18 protein-coding genes are annotated in these 22,658 nt (G+C 58.5%); 10 read left to right on the top strand and 8 right to left on the bottom strand.

Features of this window, described 5'->3' with window-relative positions; translation table 11 throughout:
* Nucleotides 1-43: 43 nt before the first annotated feature.
* From atpG to EV679_RS14640, 7 genes are all read right to left on the bottom strand, one after another.
* On the bottom strand, nt 44-958 hold the full coding sequence (gene atpG / locus EV679_RS14610) for a F0F1 ATP synthase subunit gamma (protein WP_127773019.1): 915 nt from the start codon (nt 956-958) through the stop codon (nt 44-46).
* Nucleotides 959-1,061: 103 nt separating this feature from the next.
* On the bottom strand, nt 1,062-2,603 hold the full coding sequence (gene atpA, locus EV679_RS14615) for a F0F1 ATP synthase subunit alpha (protein ID WP_068371382.1): 1,542 nt from the start codon (nt 2,601-2,603) through the stop codon (nt 1,062-1,064).
* Between the two features lie 32 nt (nt 2,604-2,635).
* Nucleotides 2,636-3,181 (bottom strand): F0F1 ATP synthase subunit delta, encoded by a 546-nt coding sequence (locus EV679_RS14620; protein ID WP_068371385.1) that lies wholly within the window; start codon nt 3,179-3,181, stop codon nt 2,636-2,638.
* Between the two features lie 12 nt (nt 3,182-3,193).
* Nucleotides 3,194-3,664 (bottom strand): F0F1 ATP synthase subunit B, encoded by a 471-nt coding sequence (locus tag EV679_RS14625; protein ID WP_130487603.1) that lies wholly within the window; start codon nt 3,662-3,664, stop codon nt 3,194-3,196.
* A gap of 160 nt (nt 3,665-3,824) precedes the next feature.
* Nucleotides 3,825-4,064 carry a F0F1 ATP synthase subunit C gene (gene atpE / locus EV679_RS14630; protein ID WP_068371391.1) on the bottom strand — a complete coding sequence of 80 codons (240 nt, stop codon included), beginning with the start codon at nt 4,062-4,064 and terminating at the stop codon, nt 3,825-3,827.
* 112 nt (nt 4,065-4,176) lie between these two features.
* The gene (gene atpB / locus EV679_RS14635) at nt 4,177-5,058 is read right to left on the bottom strand and encodes a F0F1 ATP synthase subunit A (protein ID WP_068371394.1); all 882 of its coding nucleotides are present in this window, start codon (nt 5,056-5,058) and stop codon (nt 4,177-4,179) included.
* Between the two features lie 83 nt (nt 5,059-5,141).
* Nucleotides 5,142-5,564: an ATP synthase subunit I gene (locus EV679_RS14640; RefSeq protein ID WP_165390061.1), complete on the bottom strand. Its 423-nt coding sequence runs from the start codon at nt 5,562-5,564 to the stop codon at nt 5,142-5,144.
* A 384-nt stretch (nt 5,565-5,948) separates the two neighbouring features.
* Here EV679_RS14640 and EV679_RS14645 point away from each other — a divergent pair, with 384 nt between their 5' ends.
* From EV679_RS14645 to ttcA, 8 genes are all read left to right on the top strand, one after another.
* On the top strand, nt 5,949-7,700 hold the full coding sequence (locus EV679_RS14645; protein WP_130487604.1) for a ShlB/FhaC/HecB family hemolysin secretion/activation protein: 1,752 nt from the start codon (nt 5,949-5,951) through the stop codon (nt 7,698-7,700).
* Between the two features lie 24 nt (nt 7,701-7,724).
* Nucleotides 7,725-13,787 carry a two-partner secretion domain-containing protein gene (locus tag EV679_RS14650; RefSeq protein WP_130487605.1) on the top strand — a complete coding sequence of 2,021 codons (6,063 nt, stop codon included), beginning with the start codon at nt 7,725-7,727 and terminating at the stop codon, nt 13,785-13,787.
* A gap of 214 nt (nt 13,788-14,001) precedes the next feature.
* Complete coding sequence (locus tag EV679_RS14655) at nt 14,002-14,355, top strand: hypothetical protein (RefSeq protein ID WP_130487606.1); 354 nt, start codon at nt 14,002-14,004, stop codon at nt 14,353-14,355.
* Between the two features lie 295 nt (nt 14,356-14,650).
* On the top strand, nt 14,651-15,235 hold the full coding sequence (locus EV679_RS14660; RefSeq protein ID WP_068371402.1) for a DJ-1/PfpI family protein: 585 nt from the start codon (nt 14,651-14,653) through the stop codon (nt 15,233-15,235).
* A 72-nt stretch (nt 15,236-15,307) separates the two neighbouring features.
* On the top strand, nt 15,308-17,104 hold the full coding sequence (locus EV679_RS14665) for a M61 family metallopeptidase (protein ID WP_130487607.1): 1,797 nt from the start codon (nt 15,308-15,310) through the stop codon (nt 17,102-17,104).
* 162 nt (nt 17,105-17,266) lie between these two features.
* On the top strand, nt 17,267-18,064 hold the full coding sequence (locus EV679_RS14670) for an SDR family oxidoreductase (protein ID WP_130487608.1): 798 nt from the start codon (nt 17,267-17,269) through the stop codon (nt 18,062-18,064).
* 79 nt (nt 18,065-18,143) lie between these two features.
* On the top strand, nt 18,144-18,515 hold the full coding sequence (locus EV679_RS14675) for a dihydroneopterin aldolase (RefSeq protein ID WP_127773015.1): 372 nt from the start codon (nt 18,144-18,146) through the stop codon (nt 18,513-18,515).
* Nucleotides 18,512-19,564: a tRNA 2-thiocytidine(32) synthetase TtcA gene (gene ttcA / locus EV679_RS14680; RefSeq protein WP_130487609.1), complete on the top strand. Its 1,053-nt coding sequence runs from the start codon at nt 18,512-18,514 to the stop codon at nt 19,562-19,564. The genes EV679_RS14675 and ttcA overlap by 4 nt, the downstream gene beginning before the upstream one ends.
* A gap of 51 nt (nt 19,565-19,615) precedes the next feature.
* On the opposite strand, the gene purT is transcribed toward ttcA, so the two are convergent.
* Nucleotides 19,616-20,833, bottom strand: coding sequence for a formate-dependent phosphoribosylglycinamide formyltransferase (gene purT / locus EV679_RS14685; protein WP_068371418.1), 1,218 nt, complete (start codon nt 20,831-20,833; stop codon nt 19,616-19,618).
* Between the two features lie 182 nt (nt 20,834-21,015).
* On the opposite strand from purT, the gene EV679_RS14690 reads away from it, so the two are divergent.
* Nucleotides 21,016-22,005, top strand: coding sequence for a KpsF/GutQ family sugar-phosphate isomerase (locus EV679_RS14690; RefSeq protein ID WP_068371421.1), 990 nt, complete (start codon nt 21,016-21,018; stop codon nt 22,003-22,005).
* Between the two features lie 37 nt (nt 22,006-22,042).
* Nucleotides 22,043-22,651 (top strand): KdsC family phosphatase, encoded by a 609-nt coding sequence (locus EV679_RS14695; RefSeq protein WP_068371424.1) that lies wholly within the window; start codon nt 22,043-22,045, stop codon nt 22,649-22,651.
* Nucleotides 22,652-22,658 lie beyond the last annotated feature (7 nt).

The following is a 22,658-nucleotide window of genomic DNA, read 5'->3' on the forward strand; positions in this document are numbered from 1 at the left end:
GATTCCTTGATAATAACTTTCTTGACGGGATACCGCGCCATCGTCAGACGGCGGCGGCGCCCCCCACGATTTCCGAAATTTCCTTGGTGATCGCGGCTTGGCGGGTCTTGTTGTAGACCAGCTGCAGATCACCGATGACCTTCTTGGCGTTGTCCGATGCGGCCTTCATGGCCACCATGCGGGCAGACTGCTCGGACGCCATGTTCTCCGCGACCGCCTGATACACCAGGCCTTCGACGTAGCGATGCAGCAGGTCGTCGATCACGCTCTTGGCATCGGGTTCGTAGATGTAATCCCAGCCGTACTGGCCCTTGGTCACGCCCGTGTCGGACTCAGCAGCCGCTTCGCCACGGGTCTGGTACGGGTCGACCAACTGGCCCGGCAGGGGCAGCAGGCGTTCGAACACCGGTTCCTGACGCATCGTGTTGACGAAGCGGTTGGTGGCGACATAGACGGCGTCGATACGGCCGGCGATGAAATCGTCGAACTGCACCTTCAACGCGCCCACGAGACGCTCCAGGTTCGGCGCATCGCCCAGCTGGACTTCCTGCGACACCAGATTGACGTCCAGACGCGTCAGCAGGCCCAGGCCCTTGTTGCCAAATGCCGTGAACTGCGTCTTCACGCCAGCAGTCTCGAACTCGCGCAGGCGGTTGAGCACCAGGCGCATGACGTTCGTGTTCAGACCGCCGCACAGACCTTTGTCGGTGGTAATGACAACCACACCCACCGCCTTCACGCTTTCGCGCTCGTGCAGATACGGATGGCTGTATTCAGGATTGGCCTGCATCAGGTGCGAGGCGATTTCCCTGACCTTATCGGCATAGGGACGGCCGGCGCGCATCCGCTCCTGCGCCTTGCGCATCTTGGACGCGGCGACCATTTCCATGGCCTTGGTGATCTTGCGCGTGTTCTGCACGCTCTTGATCTTGGTTCGGATTTCCTTGATTCCGGGCATTGCGCTTTCCTGTTGAGACAACCGCCGGCCTTAAGCGGCCGGCTGGCTCGGGGCGGGCATCCGACGGCTCAGCCGCCAGTCGCCCGCCTCTTGTCAAGATTCCTTAAAAAGCACCGTGCTTCTTGAAATCCTGGATCGCAGCAGCCAGTTCGGCCTCGCCTTCCTTGGACAGTTCCTTGGTGTTTTCGATGGCTTCGATCAGGCTGGCGTTCTTGCTCTTCAGGGTATCCTTCAAGCCCTTCTCGAACGACAGAACCTTCTCGACGGCCACGTCATCCAGGTAACCGTTGTTGACGGTGAACAGCGTCACAGCCAGTTCCCAGACCTGCAGCGGCTGGTACTGGGGCTGCTTGAGCAGTTCCACCACGCGCTTGCCGCGCTCCAGCTGGCGACGGGTTGCGTCGTCGAGGTCGGAGGCGAACTGGGCGAAGGCGGCCAATTCACGGTACTGGGCCAAGTCGGTACGAATACCGCCGGACAGCTTCTTGACGACCTTGGTCTGGGCAGCGCCACCCACGCGCGACACCGAGATACCGGCGTTGATGGCGGGACGGATACCAGCGTTGAACAGGTCGGTTTCCAGGAAGATCTGGCCGTCGGTGATCGAGATCACGTTGGTCGGCACGAAAGCGGACACGTCGCCAGCTTGCGTTTCGATGATAGGCAGTGCGGTCAGCGAACCGGTCTTGCCCTTCACTTCGCCGTTGGTGAACTTCTCGACGTACTCTTCGCTGACGCGAGCAGCACGTTCCAGCAGGCGGGAGTGCAGGTAGAACACGTCGCCGGGGTAAGCTTCACGGCCGGGAGGACGGCGCAGCAGCAGCGAGACCTGGCGATAGGCCCAGGCTTGCTTGGTCAGGTCATCATAAATGATGAGCGCGTCTTCGCCACGATCGCGGAAGTATTCGCCCATGGTGCAGCCCGAGTACGCAGCCAGGTATTGCATGGCGGCGGAATCGGAGGCAGCGGCGGCCACGATAATGGTGTATTCCAGCGCGCCGTGCTCTTCGAGCTTGCGCACCACGTTGTTGATTGTCGAAGCCTTCTGACCAATGGCGACGTACACGCAGGTAACGTTCTTGCCCTTCTGGTTGATGATGGCATCAACGGCAACAGCGGTCTTGCCGGTCTGACGGTCACCGATGATCAGCTCGCGCTGGCCACGGCCGATAGGCACCATGGAGTCAATGGCCTTGACACCGGTTTGCAGCGGCTGCGACACCGACTTGCGCCAGATCACGCCGGGCGCGACCTTCTCGATGACGTCGGTCAGCTTGGCGTCGATCGGGCCCTTGCCGTCGATAGGCACACCCAGCGCGTTGACCACACGGCCACGCAGCTCGGGGCCGACGGGGACTTCGAGAATGCGGCCGGTCGCCTTGACAGGGTCGCCTTCGGAAACGCCGATGTAGTCGCCCAGCACCACGGCGCCGACGGAGTCGCGCTCGAGGTTCAGTGCCAGACCATAGACGTTGTTGGGAAATTCGAGCATTTCGCCCTGCATCACGCCGGACAGGCCGTGGATACGGGTGATGCCGTCGGTCACGGACACAACCGTGCCCTGCGTACGGATATCAGTCGAAACGCCCAGGCCTTCGATACGGCTCTTGAGCAGTTCGCTGATCTCGGACGGATTGAGTTGCATGTTCAGACTCCTGGAATCCAGTGTGCCGGCGATCAGGCCGCCAGCGTATTGCGCATTTGGGCCAGACGTGCCAGGACGGAATCGTCCAGCACCTGATCGCCTACTGCGACGCGCACTCCGCCGATCAGCGAGGCATCGACGGTGACATTGGGTTTAAGCTTCAGGCCGAAGCGTTTCTCGAGCGCGGCCACCAGACCGGCCAGTTCCTCGCCTTCGAGCGGGAACGCGCTGGTGATATCGGCAACGGCAGCGCCTTCGCTACGGTTCTTCAGTTCAATGAACTGCCGTGCGATCTCGGGCAACAGCAACAAACGGCCGTTTTCCACGAGCAAGGTAATGAAATTGCGGGCGCTGGGCGACAGTTCGGCCTGCGTCAACTGGATAAACAGCTCAATGCTCTGTTCGTCGTTCAGACGCGGATCGGAGAAGGCTTCGCGGACATCGGGCAAGGCCACGACCTGCGCCCACTGGGACAGCAGTTCGGACCAGCTTTCAGAACCCGCCGATTCCTTGTCCTTGCTCGCAGCTTCGTACAAAGCCTCTGCATACGGGCGGGCTACAGTCGAAATTTCAGCCATGGCAGTCCCGGATTAAAGCTGAGCTTTGAGTTGGTTCAGCAGATCGGCATGCGCCTTGGCGTCGATCTCGCGCTTCAGGATCTGCTCGGCGCCCTTGACGGCCAGGGCCGCCACGTCATTGCGCAGTGCTTCACGCACACGCTGGGCTTCCTGCAATGCGTCCTGGCGAGCTTGCTCGACGATACGAGCGCGCTCGGCTTCGGCGTCCTTGCGGGCCTGTTCCAGCAGAACCGTGCTTTGCTTTTCCACTTCGGCCAGACGCGTCTGGACTTCCGTCTTGGCATTGGCTTCGATCAGGCCGATACGGGCCTGCGCTTGAGCCAGGTCGGCCTTGCCTTTATCAGCAGCAGCCAAACCGTCTGCGATTTTCTGACGGCGTTCCTCGATCGCCTTCGTGAGGGGCGGCCAGATGAATTTCATCGAGACCCAGCCCAAAACGAAGAACACGAGCATCTGGAAGAAGATTGTCGCGTTCAGATTCACGTTCGTGTTCCTTTTACACCTTGTGCGACTCTGCTATCCGCCTGAACGCAGGAACAGAGCCAGGAATTCCTGCCGACAGGGCACACGGTCGATTGACAACCGCATGCCCGGCGCCGGCATCATGAACCGCCGGCCGCGCCGGCGGAAACAACGGTGCTTCTTAGACGAAAGGATTCGCGAAAGCGAACAGCATGGCGATACCCACGCCGATCAGGAAGGCGGCGTCGATCAGACCGGCCAGCAGGAACATCTTGGTTTGCAGGGCGTTCATCAGCTCAGGCTGACGGGCCGAGGCTTCGAGATACTTGCCGCCCATGATACCGATACCGATGCAGGCGCCGATGGCCCCCAAACCGATGATGAACGCGCAAGCGAGGGCAACGAAAGCAACGTTGGTCATGACACACAACTCCTTGGTTAAAAATCTGAAATCGAAAAAAGGAAAGAAATACCGGGTACTACCAATACATCCGACTCTGGCGCACCCGGCAATGCCGGGTGGCCCTAACCGATCAGTGACCTTCGTGGGCCTGACCGATGTAAACCAGCGTCAGCATCATGAAGATGAAGGCCTGCAGCAGCACGATCAGGATGTGGAAGATCGCCCAGATCGAACCCGCCAGCACATGGCCAATACCCAGGCCAATACTGGTGGCGTTCAATCCGGTCCAGGCACCGCCCAGCAGGGCGATCAACATGAAGACGAGTTCACCGGCGAACATGTTGCCGAACAACCGCATCCCCAGGGACACCGACTTGGCGGCGTACTCGACCAGGTTGAGCAGGAAATTGGCAGGAGCCAGCAGCACGGCAGCGAAGCCATGGGCATGGAAAGGCGCGCTGAACAGTTCCTTGACGAAACCGCCGGGGTGCTTGATCTTGATGCCGTAGTAGAGCATCAGCAGCAGCACGCCCATGGACATGCCCATCGGGATGTTCAGGTCGGCGGTCGGCAGGATGCGGTGATAGTACAGGGGATCGCCATGCTCGGCGCCCAGGCCGGTCCAGCGCATGATGGCGGGAACCAGATCAACGGGGATCAGGTCCAACGCATTCATGAAGACAATCCACAGGAAGACGGTCAGTGCGAGCGGCACCACGAACAGGCGGGACTTGACGTTCGGCACAATGCTGCGCGCCTGCTCGTCCACCATTTCCACCAGCATTTCAACGAAAGCCTGGAAGCGGCCCGGCACGCCCGACGTCGCGCGGCGTGCGGCACGCCACAGGAAGAACACGGCCAGCAGGCCCATCAGCACCGACCAGAAGATCGAGTCATAGTTGATGACGTCGAACTGGGCGATCAGCGACTGTTTTTCGCCGATATTGTTGTTGTGCACCAGGTGGTGCTGGATGTAATAGGACTGAGGCGACACATCGCTGGCAGCAGCCATTTGATTCCCTACCCTGTTCTTTTGAGCCACCGGCACGAAGCCGACACACATTCATTCTTGCGGGGACGCATTATCGCGAACGACTATGACAGCTTGCGCCGTCCCCACCGCGTACTGCGAAAGAGCATCCATAGCAATGGACCCTTGAGCGCGCAGATCAACCCTGCCAGCAATGCCGGCCAGACCAATCCATCACCACCCTCGGACGCCGCCCACCAAAGCAGAGCAATGGCAGCCAGCAATTTGAACGCTTGCCCAAGGATGAACACCACCGGGCTGGACTGGCCAGACACGGAAATGGTCATCATGAGACGCAGAATGAAAATCGCACTAGGTAGCAAATAGGCGCCAGCCCCGATCAAGGCAGACACGCCGGCACCCGCCCCGGCAATCAGCCAGGACAAGACCACCGCCAGGCTTCCCATCAGAACCTGTGCAACCAAAGCCCCGGCCAGTTCCTTCCTGGCCCGAAGCGCTACTTCCGTTCGCTCGGTGGCTGTCAGCATCAGACGCGGTTCTGTTCCCTGCCCCTGCATGCCTTGCCCCCTTGTTTCTGCGAACTACCCCGCAAGCGTCAAACCCAAAAATTATAACTTGAAAAATTTTAACCGGGCAATCCAAAATTGCGGCACCGCAATATGGGGATGGCCGGAGCGGTTTCAAGGTGTGCGGTAACAGCTCGACATAAGGGCACTCCGTGCATGCAGACGGGTTCCAGAGCCCGCCCCATGGCGCTGCCGCTGGATCAGTGAGCATAAAAAAATAGCACCCAGAAATAGAACTGGTTATTATTCTCAATGATCATTAAGAAATAAAAATATTAGATTCGATCGAAAAATCTGGATTTTTTACATCCCGACATAACGCGAACAAGCAGCCGTCCAACAAGCATGCAACATAAACACACGGACCACCTCTCTCACCATGCCACATCCAGGCTCGGCTTAGGACTTGTGGCAGCGCTCTTTTCATGTCTCGTCCTCAGCCAACAACTACCTGACCCATCCCAAGAACTTCAACGACAGGAAGAACGTCAGCGCGAACGCCAACGTCAACTTGAACAGACGCCGACAGTTCGCCTAGAGACGCCGATCGCCACGCCATCAGACTATGACGCTCTGCTTCCTCATGATGAAACGCCTTGTTTTCCCATCTCAACCATTCTCCTTCAAGGAGATACAGATCACACATTCACTGCGCTTCCCTCACACAGCGGCATCACACCGTCTGGCCTGAGTGACCCTGCAATGGGGCGCTGCCTGGGCACCGAAGGCATACGCCTCGTCGTCTCCCGCATGCAACATGCACTCGTCGAACAAGGCTTCATCACCACTCATTTATTCTTGAAATCACAGGACTTAACAAACTCAGTATTAATTATCGACATCATTCCTGGACGTATTCACAATATTATTCTTTCATCAGACAGCTATCGTCCAATCAGCCTCTGGTCTGCAATGCCGGCCCGCCCGGGAGACCTGCTGAACCTGCGCGATATCGAGCAAGGCCTGGAAAACCTGCGCCGCCTGCCCAGCGTTGACGCCAATATCGCTATCGCTGCCGCCCAGGATACCAACGCCGATGGCTACAGTGACTTAATTGTCGCCTACGCCCAGGAGCGGCCCATTCGGCTTAGTGTCAGCCTGGACGACGGCGGTAGCAATGCAACAGGAAAATACCAAGGCAGTCTCACCCTGGCGTACGACAACTGGTGGTCACTAGGCGATCTTTTGCACATTAACTTAGGCCATGATCTGGGCGGCGGGGACCTTGGTGCCAAAAGTAGCCGAAACCTGAACACCCACTACTCCTTCCCCTGGCGTAATTGGCTGGCTTCATTCAATTACAGCCGCAATGATTATCGGCAAAACATCTCCGGCGCCAACCAGAATTATCTCTACCAGGGCAACAGCCGACAAACACAAATACAGCTCAGTCGGATGATATGGCGCAATGCCAGACACCGAGTCAGCCTACACGCCAAGGCTTTCCAGCGACGCTCCAGCAACTACATCGACGACACAGAAATCAAAGTGCAACGCCGGCGCACTGGCGGCTGGGAGCTTGGCATCAACCATCGGGCATTCCTCGGCAATGCAACCACCGATGTCACACTTTCTTTTCGACGTGGCACTGGCGCCTTTGGTGCCATTCCAGCACCCGAACAAAATTTTGGTGAAGGCACCGCACGCTTCAAGATCATCAACGCTGATGCCACTTTGCATCTGCCATGGCGTTGGGGCAATCAACTCTTCCAATACAGCGCCACCTGGCGCGCACAATGGAATCGCACCCCGCTGGCACCCAATGAAAGGTTTTCAATCGGTGGACGCTACAGCGTGCGCGGCTTCGATGGTGAGTACAGCCTGATGGCCGACCGCGGCTGGCTGCTGCGCAATGAACTCGCCATATCGCTGGGCGCCGGCCTACACCAAGCCTACGGCGGCCTGGACTTCGGTGCTGTCAGCGGTCCATCCAGCGAATGGCTATCCGGCCGCCACCTAGCCGGCGCAGTTTTAGGGCTGCGCGGTAACCAAAGCGGCCTGCTTTACGACCTCTTCGTCGGCGTCCCTCTGCACAAACCTCCACACATGCAAACGGCAAATGTCACTGCCGGTTTCAGTCTCGACTACCCATTCTGAACCTCTTCTGCATTTCGAACCGCTATGAACAAGAACCTTCATCGTCTCGTCTTCAACGTAGCCCGCGGCATACTTGTAGCAGTACAGGAAACGGCCCGCAGTAACTCGCAACACCAAGGCACATGCCACGCACGCCTCCTCAAACCTGTGCAGGAGAGCCAGGGATGGGCAACAACATCTCACGCCGCCCCGCATGTGCGATTACCAACGCGGCTCTCGGCCTCGTTGCTGGCCTGGGCATTGATACCCGCAGCATATGCACAGATCGTCGCCGACCCGACTGCGCCCGGCAACCAGCGCCCGACAATTCTTCAGACCAGTGACGGCAAGCCGCTGGTCAATATCCAGACGCCCAGCGAGGCTGGCGTTAGCCGCAACACATACCAACAGTTCGATGTCCAAGCCAACGGCGCGATCCTCAACAACCAGCGCGGCAGCAACCCTTGGCTAGCCAAGGGAGAAGCCAAGGTCATCCTGAATGAAGTCCGCTCCAGTAACCCCAGCTACTTGGGAGGACAACTGGCGGTACAAGGCGGTCGAGCCGAAGTCATTATTGCCAACCCATCGGGCATCAACATTGACGGCGCCAGTTTCAGCAACGCCAGTCGCGCCACATTGACCACCGGCACTCCCGTCATGGAGAACGGTCAGTTGACTGGCCTGAAAGTGGAACGCGGAACAGTCAGCGTCAGCAGCAAAGGCATAAATACGAGTGGCGTCAGCTATACGGATGTACTGGCTCGGGCGGTCAAAATATCCGGCAAAATGCAAGCAAGTGCCAACGACACGCTCAGCATTACCACAGGTACACAGACCATCGGCTATACGGATGGCTTGCTGGAAACCAACACCGGCACAGGCGCCAAACCAACTGTCGCCATTGACACGGCAGCACTGGGTGGGATGTATGCGGGACGTATCCTGCTACTAGCAACCGAGGACGGCGCAGGTGTGCGCAATGCTGGCACCTTGCAATCCAACGTCGGCAGCGGCCAGTTGGTCGTCACCGCCGAGGGAAAACTGGAAAACTCGGGCGTGATGGATGCAGCCGTCACCAGCATTGCCACACTGTCAGGAGACCTGAACAACACAGGAAAACTACAAGGCAGACAGCTTCTCATCGCCAAGGCCGGCAATGACATGCACCTATCCGGCAGCGGGCTGGCTCAAACCACAGCAACGCCGGCCAATGTAGTGCTGCACGCGGAGCGAGACCTTAACCTACAGAACAATGCACTTATTAAAAGCCTGGGCAGCACCAGCACCAATGGCGTCACCCAACGCGGACAGATTGCGCTCAGCGCTGGGCGCACGCTCACGTTGGAGACGGGCAGCCATGTGGAGGCCAATGGCAAGGTACAACTGAATAGCGATGGTTTGATGTCTCTGTCGACGACTACGCTATCAAGCCAAGCTGAAGATGTTGTGGCCATTAGCGCTGAAGGTATAAATGCCCGCAATTTACACGCGACAGGTCAAACAGTACACCTGGAAACCGGCGCCCCGTTCCGTGAAACGGACGCAAATATCCTTATGGGCAACTTCCACATTCAAGGAGCCAAACAAGCGACTCTCATTGCAAGCGGCAACCTGGTTTTCGTAAATGAACTAAACCACAAACATGCTGACCTCGAGAGCACGCAAGGCAATGTACATTTACAGGCAGGAAAAACCCTATTCATCTCACCCCATATCTCCATGCGTGCCATGCAAGATATGTCATTAATTAGTGAAGAAAAGCTATTCATCGACGGCTGGAAAGTTTTTCACAATTACCACCCCAACATATCCCGAACAACGAAACTTGAGGCTAACGGAAACCTTTCACTATCAGGAGGTCAGATTCAACTCACTGGTGATATACAGCTCGCCGCGCAAAAAGACCTATCCATTGAGGCGCTTCAACAAGAGGGAATCACACTTCAAGCACAGCACGCTTATCATGAAACAGCTGCGATCAAACTTAATGCCGAAAAGACATTAAATATTTCAGCCTATGAAGGGACAATCACGGCAGAAGGCCTACACGCAACAGCCGGGAACGCAAGCTTAGTCAGCCGGAAAGGTACTACAGTGAAAGCCCTCACGGCACAAAATCCGCAATCCGAGCCTATGATAGCTAGCACGCTTGAATCTAGAGGCAATTTAATCGTAGGCAGCACGGAGGGAAACGTCCAAATACAAGCTTCTAGCCTGCTCGCGGAGGGACACACCAAAATTGTTGCCCAAGGTGCTATAGAAACCGAAACACTTTATGACACCTATATCGTACCCACGCCATTCAAAGTTCCTGTAGGCCCGCTACAAGCAAGAATTAGCGCAAGTGACATCACGTTGCAAGCGGGCACAAACGTATCCATCAAAGGCAGCTATTTCAACGCCAGAACAGGTGACCTAAGCATTATCGCTGAAAATGGATCTGCTACGCTGCAAGACAGCGCTGATCTCAATAGCCGGCTCTATGCAGGAAAAAATCTAGCTCTACACTCAAAACAAGCTGCCAGCCTAAACTCCGTTAGCATTTCAAGCAGCGGCGGCCTGGGGATAACAAGTGCCGAAAGTACTATCACATCATTAGGAAACTATCTTTCGGCAGGTGACATACTCAGCTTTTCGTCTAAACGCAGCCAAAACCACGCTAACGGTACATATGCTGGCGGCGCTCTTTCCGTTTACAACGAAACTGGCCCATTAAAAATCGACAATAGCAACCTAAAAACATCAACAGCCAAGAGCACAAACATCAAGCCCTTCAGCGGCCAATTAAGCCTAGAGTCCGGCGGCACAATTACCATCGACACCAGCCCGAACAGCGGCACAGCCAGCAAATTTTCCGCACAGACTGACTTAACAATATTAGCAGGCACTGGCGACATCACTCTAGTTCCAGAAGGCACTAGCCTATTCGGCACTGGCCTGCACCTGCATGCCTCGCAACTGTCGGCCGGTCGGGATCTTAACATTGCAACCCGTGAGGGTGCACTGACTCTCTTAGGTATTCCTGGAACTCAGGGCAACACTAACGCTAAAACAGTTTCGCTCAATGCTCAAGGCAACTTGACCCTAGGAGGCGCAACAGTCAATATCCAGGGCGCCAATCTAAAAAGCAATGCCAATTTAAGCATTACATCTTACACTGGAAGCCTGCTGATCGATGGAATAAAGAATAATTTCAGCAACTACGTACCTGCTCAACGCATCCTCCAGCTCCAACAATTACAAGATGAAGTACAACAACAGCTGAACAAAATATGGCATGACCCTGAATATATTTACTGGGACACCAAAGCCATAGAACTTGAACCCATTTACTACGACAAATGTGCCAGATCCAGAAGAACCAATTATTGCACCTCCATTGCAGACCAATGGGATGAGGCACTAGCTCGTTTAGCACCATACGACAAAACAGCCCGAGTAATAGAATCAAAGAAATTTGAAATTATAGATTACATAAATACAATTTCGAAGCCTGCAAAAGGATACGAAAACCTCGGCACATCCATACAAGGACGAAACATCAATCTCACCTCCGCCAGCGGAATTGCGATATTTGGATCAGACATATTATCCAGTGGAAAAATAGAAATTCAATCCACAGGAGCCTTGCCTCAGGATAAGTCTGCTCCCACTAACGAACAAAAAAAACCGATTGGTATCCACATCAGCGGCCTCTCTGATCTCTATCAGTATGGTGACCCAAATACTGAATATCATGCCTGGGCTCTATTTAGCACACCCGCCCGAATCCAGGGAGCATCGGACACCACCATTCAAGCCGTCGGAACAAACGCCCAATCTAGTTTAGTCATTAATGATTCAGAAATCACGTCCTCACTCGGAAAAGTCTTACTTCAATCTCGTGGCGACCTACGACTGGAAGCAGGACAAGAAGAATTCTACAGCTACAGCTCTCGCAGCTATAAAACAGGAAAATGGTATAAAAAAAAGAAGGTAACTAAAACGGAGACAAATCAAGACACAACCGCATCACCAACAGTTATCAAAGGGCAAGATATTTCCATTAAATCTGGCGAAAGCGTTGTCGCCGAAGCAACCGTCTTTGATGCGTCGCAAAATAATATACACATCACTGCAGCCAATGCACTAAATCTCTATGCAGTCCCGGAAATAACCTACAGCCAGGTCAATTCACAAAAAAAATCCTCCCTATTGGGAATAAGCACTGGAAAAAACAAAAGCACTACCACCAGAGAAATTGCGTCTCAACTTCCTACGCACCTCATCGCCTCCTCTTCTCAAACAAACTCAGGATGGGATACCTTACTGCAAGGCACCCTCTTCGATACACTCCAAGGTGCGTCAATCAATGTTGGCGTTGGTGCCAATGCTCGTGCTGATGCACGTATTATCATGGAAGGCATCAAACGCCGCGTTACAGAGACACGTACCAAAGAAGGCAACTACGTTGTCTGGCAACGCACTCTCAACGCCGGCAGCATCACCGAAACCCTGGCCATGCCGAAGTTCACCGGGCCGGTTTCGCCTGTGTTTAATGGCACGGTTTTGGCAGACATTCCTGACGGCGATTTCAAGACCGAACTAACCAAACTGGCCAGACAGCCTGGCTACGAATACCTGGATGTCCTGGCACAGCGCAACGACGTCAACTGGCAGCCGGTACAACTGGCGTTCGAACAATGGCATGAATCACAGGAAGGCCTGACGCCTGCGGGTGCAGCGTTGCTGGCTGTGGTTGTGACAGCTGCAACCCACGGCACTGGTGCATCGCTGCTGGGATCTGCTGGCAGCAAGACCGTCATCGTCAATGGCGTGGCGACCACCAGCTTCACGACAGCGGGCCTGATGGCCAACGCCGCCATCACCAGCCTGGCCGCACAGGCCAGCATTACCTTGGTCAACAACCAGGGCGATATTGGTAAGACTCTCAAAGACCTGAGCAATAGCGACACCGCCCGTGCAGCACTCGCCGCTGCGATTACCGCCGGAGCCATGGCAAATGTCGCGGGGCTGGACGGAATGCAAGGGCTAGCCAATGGCTCCACCACCACAGAACGACTGGCTTTCAATCTCATCAACGCAAGCGGTCGGGCGTTAACCTATGCCGCGATCAATGGTGACGAACTCACCGAAGCGATCAAAAAAGGCTTGATTGGCGGACTGATCGACACCGCTCATGGAGAAATTGCTCGCAGCTATATTAAAGATCTGCGCGACAGCACAATCACCAACCAGGTTCTGCATAAGGTCGCACATGCCATGGCAGGCTGCACCGCCGGCTCCATCGCCGGGGGAAGTTGCCGCGACGGCGCCATTGGCGCTGCGGTTGCTGAAATTGTTGCGGAGTTCTTTATCGAGGATGTGCCTTCGCTTTCCGCCTCAACGGAGGAGTGGACCGCCTTTGATAATAAGGTCAAGGCCTACGGTAAATTTGTTGCTGGCAGCATTGCAGCCTACATTGGCGGCGATGCCCAGACTGCCATCACTACTGCTGAAACCGCTTATGACAATAATGGCAGGCTGGCCATGCGTACTCGAGCGGCTCAGCAACAAATCAGCCCACAACAGTATTATTTGAACCTACGTGGTCAAGACTTGGCAACTGCCATCATTGCCCGTGGAGGAAGAGTGCCGGATCGGATGACCAATCCGAACTCCCCTGTGCAATTCACCCAGAATGAAGTGACTGCCTATGAAAACCTGCTCAGAACCCTGGATCCGCATAGCCCACTCATTGCACGCCTGCCAAGCAACATGTCGTCTCCAATTCCGGACGCCTATGTCAATTGGAATTTAGCAGTAAATATGAACAACATTTCCACCGGCAGAAATACCAATGCCTTTGGTTTCAATCGAGATGGAACTGCATTCTTCAGGGTGCTACTTCAACGACAACCCGAAATATTTAGCGAACACAACCAACGAAATATTAACAACGGTCTTGCACCAATCATTGATCAACAATGGATTCGCTACAACTCAACCCACCAGAATTTTGAGGGGCAAACCCTGACCCACCATCATTGGATGCAGGGAAATATAGCTATCCCTCTCCCCCAATCCATTCACCGAAAATGGTATCAAATCCTGCATCCATACAAATAATTTTCCAACTATGAAAATAAACGTCTTTCTAGCCTATTTACCATGGCTTCGCCTACCCAAAATTCTATCTATAAAGAGTAACGACACCGCAATTCACGAAAAACATGAGATCAGCCGAACCACTCCTATTGAAAGACCAACGCCTTATCCCCTTGACAATGCACCCGAAGAGATAAAAGCACTTTATCAACACTATGATCTGTCTTCGATCCATATGCTTTGGACCAGTTTTCTTTCCGAACCCAAACAGGTACTCGAAGGCTGGCATTTCGCCACCATGTCCGAAGCCAGGATTGTGTTGACCCCTTCCGGACGCATCGAGGCCTATAACGATCACCCGATCCAGGCCATCCACGGCGATAGCGAATTCCTGGGCGACCTCGCCCAGGACATGGAGTCCTACCTGGAAGCCTTGCTATGCGGGCAAATGAACAAATCCCATTTTGCCTCTGGCTTTGGAGATGAACCCGGTGTACGTGAGAAACTGGAGCCCATTGTGCAGCTTTGCACTGCCATTGCCGGCGGTGAGGAGTTCAGGGATTTCTGGGAAGGCACGCTAGGACTGTAGATTTGACAGCTCCCGTCCAGCGATTCAGCCTGTCCATCCTGATGCGGTGCTTGCCGCCACCTGGCGCATTGCACAATGGATATGGCACGCGAAATCCGGTCAAATGAGCAGCGCAGGCATCATTGCTACAAGCCGTCTCCCAACAAACCGGACATCATGATTCCCGCAATGCCTCTCTTGCCGTCATCCTCCCGCAGGAATCCCCTACTACCCTGTCATACGGGGCCGGCGCACAATCCTTCCAGCAAGGCTGATGCATGCCCCCGTCCATCACGAGACCTCAAGGAGACAACTCATGGCAGGCAAGAAAATCCTGATGATTTGCGGCGATTATTGCGAAGACTACGAAACCATGGTGCCGTTCCAGACACTGCTGGCGGTGGGCCATGAGGTGCTTGCCGCCTGCCCCGGCAAGAAGGCGGGCGAGCAGATCAAGACGGCGATCCACGATTTCGAAGGCGCGCAAACCTATAGCGAAAAACCCGGCCACAATTTCACGCTCAATGGCAGCTTCGATAGCCTGGATCCCGCTGATTTCGATGCCCTGGTGATTCCCGGCGGCCGCGGCCCCGAGTATCTGCGCCTGAATGCCAAGGTGATCGCTGCCGTGCGCCATTTCTTCGAGGCCGACAAGCCGGTGGCGGCGGTCTGCCACGGCGCGCAATTGCTGGCCGGCGCTGGCGTGCTGAAAGGTCGTTCGTGCTCCGCCTACCCGGCCTGCCAACCGGATGTGGAAACGGCCGGCGGCACCTATATGAATATTCCGGTAGACCAGGCCCACACCGACGGCAATCTGGTGACGGCCCCCGCCTGGCCGGCACACCCGGCCTGGATGGCACAATTCCTGAAGGTGCTGGGCACGCGCATCAGCCACGACTGACTGCAACGCTGACCTGCAGGGCCGGGCGCATGCGCCCGGCACGCATGACGCGCCTGGCTCTACAATTGCGCCATGAATACCGTCAGCAAAACCCCAACTCCCATTCAGTATCGTATCGAACCCTTCGACCCGGCCGGGCACCGTTTCCGCGTGCACCTGAAGGTCGAGCAGCCGGATGCCGGTGGCCAGTGCTTTGCGCTGCCCGCCTGGATTCCCGGCAGTTACCTGATCCGCGATTTCGCGCGCCAGATCGAAACCATTTCTGCCCGTTGCCACGGCGCTGCCGTCGCACTGCGCAAGCTGGATGATCACCGCTGGCAAGCCGATGCGGCCGAGGGCCCGCTGGAACTGGAATACACCGTTTATGCCTGGGATCTGTCCGTGCGCGGCGCGCACCTGGATGAAAGCCACGGCTTTTTCAATGGCACCAGCGTGTTCCTGCAAGTCGTCGGCCAGGAAGACCGCCCCTGCCTGGTTGATATTGCTGCCCCCGCCGGCATCAACGGCTGGAAGGTACACACCAGCCTGCCCGAAGCCCGCGGCCTGCCCGGCTGCGCTCGCCGCCATGGTTTTGGCTGCTATCTTGCGCCCGACTACGACGCACTTATCGACCACCCGGTGGAAATGGGCACGCCGATGGTGGCCCGCTTCGACGCCTATGGCGCCGAGCACGAGATTGTCTTTACCGGCCTGGTTCCACAGCTGGACCTGTCCCGCATCATTGACGATGTGCGCCGCATCTGCGAAACGCAGATTGCGTTTTTCGAGCCTGAAACCCGCCGCGCGCCGTTTCTGGACAGCGCCCGCCGCTACGTGTTCCTGGTCCAGGTGACCGGCGACGGTTATGGTGGCCTGGAGCACCGCGCCAGCACGGCGCTGCTGGTGTCGCGCAATGACCTGCCCGTGCTGGGCGAGACCGAACAGAGCGACGGCTACCGCAGTTTCCTGGGGTTGGTCAGCCACGAATATTTCCACACCTGGCACGTCAAGCGCATCAAGCCCGCCGCCTTCGTGCCCTATGTGCTGGACCGCCCCGCACACACGCGCCTGCTTTGGGTCTTCGAGGGTTTTACGTCCTACTACGACGACCTGATGCTGTTGCGTGCCGGGGTCATCAGTGAGACCAATTACTTCAAGCTGCTGGGCAAGACGCTGCATGTGGTGCACAACGGCACCGGCCGCTTCAAGCAATCCGTCGCACAAAGCAGTTTCGATGCCTGGACGCGCTACTACAAGCAAGACGAGAACTCGGTCAATGCGATTTCCAGCTACTACACCAAGGGTTCTCTGGTGGCGCTCGCCCTGGACCTGCACCTGCGCAACGCCAGCGGCGGCAAGAAATCGCTGGACGATGTGATGCGCCTGCTGTGGAAGCGCTATGGCCGGGAGTTCTATCGCGGCCTGGCGCGCGGCATTCCCGAAGATGCCATGCCGGCATTGGTACAGGAAGCCACCGGCATCGACGCGACGGCTGAAATCGCGGCATGGACCGAAGGCACCGAAGACCTGCCATTGCCGCAACTGTTCGCCGCGCAAGGGTTCCAGGCCGGACCGGCAGCCGCCGGCAGCGCTCCGTCGCTGGATATCCGCACCCGTGTCGCCAGCGACGGCGCGGGCATCGCCGCCGTGCAGGAAGGCGGCGCGGCACACCATGGCGGCCTGTCCGCACAAGACCTAATCATTGCCGCCGATGGCCTGCGCATCGCGTCCGTGGATGCGCTCAATGCAATGCTGGCCCGCCGCCGCGCAGGCGATGTCGTACGCTTCCACGTGTTCCGCCGCGACGAACTGCGCCAGTTCACCGTCACGCTGAACCCGGCCCAGCCCGGCAACTGGACCATCAGCAAACTGGCAGGCCCTGCCGCGTAAGCGGCCGGGCGCGGCAGCAGGGCTCGCGCCCGCATGCCGCCCCGCGCTTGTCCGGCACGCATTTGCCCGGTGCCGATCTCCGGCCACCGGAGATCGGCCGGACCAAGCAGGTCAACCCGCAAGACAAGCCGACGGGCATCGGAATGCCCTAAAATCCGGCGCATGAACCAGAGTTCCTTTTCTTCCGGCATTCGCCGCGCCGTCCTCATCACCGGCGCCGCCCGGCGCATGGGCAGCGCCATCGCCCTGGGTTTTGCACAACGCGGCTGGGATGTCGTCATTCATCACCGCGCCAGCCCGGACGAAGCGCATGCCACGGCAGACGCCGTACGGGCCTGTGGCGCGCAGGCAGCCATCATTGCGGCCGACCTCGCCGAAGACGGCGCAGCCGGCCAGCTGTTCCAGGAAGCACTGGCCGCATTCGGCCATCTGGATGCCGTGGTCAACAACGCCTCTCGTTTTGACTACGACGATGCCGACAGCTTCGACACCAGCCTGCTGTTCGGCCACATGCGGCCCAACCTGGTGGCGCCCGTCGCGCTGGCGCGCGATCTGGCCCGCCATGTGCGCGAGCGCCAGGCCCGGGGCGTGGTGATCAACCTGCTGGACCAGAAACTCTGGAACTACAACCCGGATTTCTTCAGCTATACCCTGAGCAAGGCCGCGCTGGAATCTGCCACCACCATGCTGGCACAGGCGCTGGCGCCGCACGTGCGCGTGGTCGGCATCGCACCAGGGCTGACCCTGCCCAGCCATCTGCAAACGCCTGAAGCCTTCGAGCAAACGCACCGCCTGGCCCCCCTGGGGCAGGCCAGCACCGCTGCCGATATCGCCGACGCTGCGGTTTTCATGGCGCACAACCCTGCCATCACCGGCACCACGCTGCTGGTCGATGGCGGCCAGCATCTGGTGGGCTTTGCACGTGACTTCAGCATGATGCCCTCCGGCCCTGACAGCTGAGCCGGCCCGCCGCCCCAACGGAGTTGTCCCTCCTGAAGCCACGCCGCGACCGCCCTTCTTTTTTCGACACCCAATCATCATGTACCTACGCCGCGTTTTCTTTTCCCGCCTGGCGGTGGACGCCAACATCGGCATCCTGGCCCACGAACTGCGCACCACCCAGCCCTTGCACATAGACGCGGAATTCGACGTCATCATCCGCCAGCCCGTCAACGACCACGATATCCGCAGCGTGCTGGATTACCGTCAGCTGCGCGACGCCATCATCGCCGAATGCACGCGCGGCCACGTCAACCTGATCGAGACCCTGTGCGAAAAGGTGGGCCTGCGCCTGCTGGCCGATTTCAACGATATACAGGCCGTCAAGCTGCGCATCAGCAAACCGACGGTTTTCTCCGATTGCGCCGCTGTCGGCGTAGAAGTCACCATGGACCGGAATACGACGCTATGAGTATCGCCACCCCGGATACCGCCGCCACGCCCTTGAGCGCGAAAGCCCAGGCCCGCGAACGCCTGGAAAACAACAAGCTGGCCAAGCGCCTGGCCAGGGAAACCACCCGCGCCATTTCCGACTACAACATGATCGAGGCAGGCGACCGCGTCATGGTCTGCCTGTCGGGCGGCAAGGATTCCTATGGCCTGCTGGACATCCTGATGCGGCTGCGTGTAAGAGCGCCCTTTCATTTCGACATCGTAGCGGTCAACCTGGACCAGAAGCAGCCCGGTTTCCCCGACCACATCCTGCCCGAGTATCTTCGCAGCCTGGACGTACCGTTCCACATCGAAACGCAGGACACCTATTCGATCGTGACCCGCCTGGTGCCCGAAGGCAAGACCATGTGCTCGCTTTGCTCGCGCCTGCGGCGCGGCATTCTGTACCGCGTGGCCGATGAACTGGGCGCAACCAAGATTGCGCTGGGCCACCATCGCGACGATATCCTGGCCACTTTTTTCCTGAACCTGTTCTATGGCGGCAAAATGAAGGGCATGCCGCCCAAGCTGGTATCCGACGACGGCCGCCATACGGTCATCCGCCCGCTGGCCTACGTGCCCGAGCGCGACCTGATCGCCTATGCCCGCCACATGCAGTTCCCCATCATCCCCTGTAATCTGTGCGGCAGCCAGGAGAACCTGAAACGCCAGGAAGTCGGCCGCATGATCGCGCAGTGGGACAAGGAACAGCCAGGACGCGCCTGGAACATCTTCAATGCGCTGTCGCGCGTCGTGCCGTCACACCTGATGGACCGCGAGTTGTTCGATTTCGCCGGTCTCAAGCCCACTGGCATCCCGGATGCCGAAGGCGACAAGGCCTTCGATGGCGACGAATTCCAGGGCCCGGAATCGCACCAGAAACATGACGAGACAGACAACACCAGCCCGGCAGCCGCCCAGGAAGCCGTGATGGCAGCCACGCCCGCCACACCGGCCGTCGGCGCAGCCGTCCCGCTGAAAGAAACCACGCTGACCTTCGTCCGCCCGGCCGGCAGCCAGAAAGCATAACTGGCCCGCAAACCGGACTGGTCAAGCAGGCACATCCTTGCGGGCTGGCACTCAGGCGACGACCTTCACCTTGGCCGAAGCCTGTTTTGCCTTGATGCGCGCAGCCTCGGCATCGTCAGCCACCGCCAGCGCCACACCCATGCGGCGTTTGACGAAGGATTCCGGCTTGCCAAACAGGCGCAAGTCCACGCCGGGTTCGGCCAGGGCCTGCGCCACTCCGTCGAACGACACGGCCCCGGCATCCACCCCGCCATAGATCACGCTGCTGGCGCCCGGCTGGCGTAGCGCAGTATCCACCGGCAGCCCCAGCAATGCACGCGCATGCAGCACAAACTCGCTCTGCGCCTGGGTCACCATGGTGACCATGCCAGTATCATGCGGGCGCGGGCTGACCTCCGAGAACCACACCTGGTCGCCCGCCACGAACAATTCGACCCCGAATACGCCCCAGCCGCCCAGCGCGCCAGTCACGGCTTCGGCAATTTCCCGGGCGCGCGCCAGCGCCTTGTCCGACATGGGGTGCGGCTGCCAGCTTTCGACGTAATCGCCGTCCACCTGCCGGTGGCCGATGGGCGCGCAGAAGCCGGTGCGCGTCGTGCCGTCCGCAGCGCGGGAGCGCACGGTCAGCAGTGTGATTTCATAATCGAAATTGATAAAGCCCTCGACGATGGCACGGCCCCCGCCGACACGTCCGCCTTCCTGCGCAACGCGCCAGGCTTCGGCCACGTCTTCCGGCGTGCGAATGACCGATTGCCCCTTGCCCGACGACGACATGACGGGCTTGATCACGCAGGGATAACCGATGCCGCCGTCAATCGCCGCCTGCAACTCCGCCAGGCTGTCGATAAAACGATAGGGTGACGTCGACAGGCCCAGCTCTTCGGCCGCCAGACGCCGGATACCCTCGCGGTTCATGGTCAGGCGCGCGGCCCGGGCCGTCGGTGTTACCCGCGCCACCCCGGCCTGCTCCAGCTCCACCAGCAGGTCGGTCGCGATGGCCTCGATTTCTGGCACGATAATGTGCGGGCGCTCCTGCTCGATGACGCGGCGCAGCGCGTCGCGATCCGTCATCGGAATAACATGCGCACGGTGGGCCACCTGCTGGCCCGGCGCATTTTCATAGCGGTCGACGGCAATGACCTCCGCCCCCAGTTGCTGCAAGGCAATCACCACTTCCTTGCCCAGTTCCCCCGCGCCCAACAACATGACACGCACTGCGCGGTCGGACAAAGGGGTTCCCAACATAACGGGGGCATTGGCGGTCGGCATGAGCCTGCTCCATAAAGAATGACAAGACAAAAGGATAAAAGCCGCGAACGACCGGTCTGGTGCGCCATAATTCAGCCAGAGGCGCGCCGCCAGGCGGCTACGCCCGCCAGATTGCCATGCGCATGCCGGCTTTGCAAATCCCGTATGCGCCGGCACCGGCAGCACTGCACTAAAATCCCGCAATGGACTCCACGACCGCATTCAACCCCGAACTCGCGCTGGCCAGCGCATTCCGCACCCTGGAAACCGAAGCACAGGCGATCCTGGCGCTGCGCGAATCCCTGCGCAACGCCTTTCCCCAGGCCGTCGAACGCATCCTGGCCTGCAAAGGGCGGGTGATTGTCAGCGGCCTGGGCAAGACCGGCCACATCGCCACCAAGATCGCCGCTACCTTCGCCTCCACCGGCACGCCATCTTTTTTCCTGCATGCCGCCGAAGCAGTGCATGGCGACCTGGGCATGGTGACCAGCAATGACATCCTGATCGCCCTGTCACAATCCGGCGGCAGCCAGGAATTGCTGACCATCCTGCCGGCCGTGCGCCGGCTGGGCGTACCGGTGATCGCCATCAGCGGCAACCCGCAGTCGGAACTTGCGCGCAATGCGGATATCTATCTCAGTAGCGCCGTCGCGCAGGAAGCCTGCCCGCTTAACCTGGCACCGACTGCCAGCACCACGGCAGCCCTGGCCCTGGGCGATGCGCTGGCTGTCGCCTGCCTGGAAGCCCGAGGCTTCAATGCAGAGGATTTCGCCCGTTCGCATCCGGGTGGCGCATTGGGCCGACGCTTGCTGACCCTCGTGCGTGACATCATGCGCCAGGGGGAACAATTGCCCACCGTGCCGGCCCAGGCTGGCATGATCCAGGCACTGGAGGAAATTTCGCGCAAAGGCATGGGCATGACCGCCGTGCTGGATGCCGACGGACGGCCCTGCGGCATTTTTACCGATGGCGACTTGCGCCGCCTGCTGGAAAAACGTGGCAGCATTACCGGCCTGAGCGTCAGCGACGGCATGACGCGCCAGCCCCATTCGATCAACCCCGAAGCAATGGCCGTCGACGCCGCTGCCCGCATGGACGAAATGCGAGTCAGCCAATTGCTCGTTACCGACAGCCAGGGCAAGCTGGTGGGCGCCCTGCACATGCATGACCTGATGGCCGCCAAGGTTATCTGAGCCCCCGACCGCCATCCCTGCCGCACCAAGGAAACCAATGACTACGCCATCCTCCCTCAGTTCCACGCCGCACCCCATCGACGCGCTCGTCCTGTCGGGCCTGCCCGAAACGACCCGCGAGCGCGCCGCTGCCGTGCGCCTGCTGGCGCTGGATGTGGATGGCGTACTGACCGATGGCAGCCTGATCTACGGCGAACAGGGCGAAGCGCTCAAACGCTTCAATGTCCTGGATGGCTACGGCCTGCAAATGCTGCGCGACAACGGCATCGTCGTCGCACTGGTCACCGGCCGCAAAGGCCTGATCCTGGAACGGCGCGCAGCCGACCTGGGCATAGGTATCGTCCTGCAGGGGGTGCGCGACAAATGCGGCGCCCTGCAGGAACTGGCCCGCGAACATGGCCTCCTGCTGTCGCAGACCGCCTTCATGGGCGACGACCTGATCGACGTGCCGGCCATGCTGCGTGCCGGCCTGGCCGCCAGCGTTCCCAATGCGCCCGCCTATGTACGCCAGGCCGCCCATTGGATATCCGGCCTGAAAGGCGGCCATGGCGCCGTGCGTGAATGCAGCGACCTGATCCTCGCGGCGCAAGGCAAGCTGGGGCAACGCGTGCAATCCGGCGGCGCAGGCGCGCCCGTCGTCCAGTAGCGAGGCT

The organism is Kerstersia gyiorum (assembly GCF_004216755.1).
GTDB lineage: Bacteria > Pseudomonadota > Gammaproteobacteria > Burkholderiales > Burkholderiaceae_B > Kerstersia > Kerstersia gyiorum.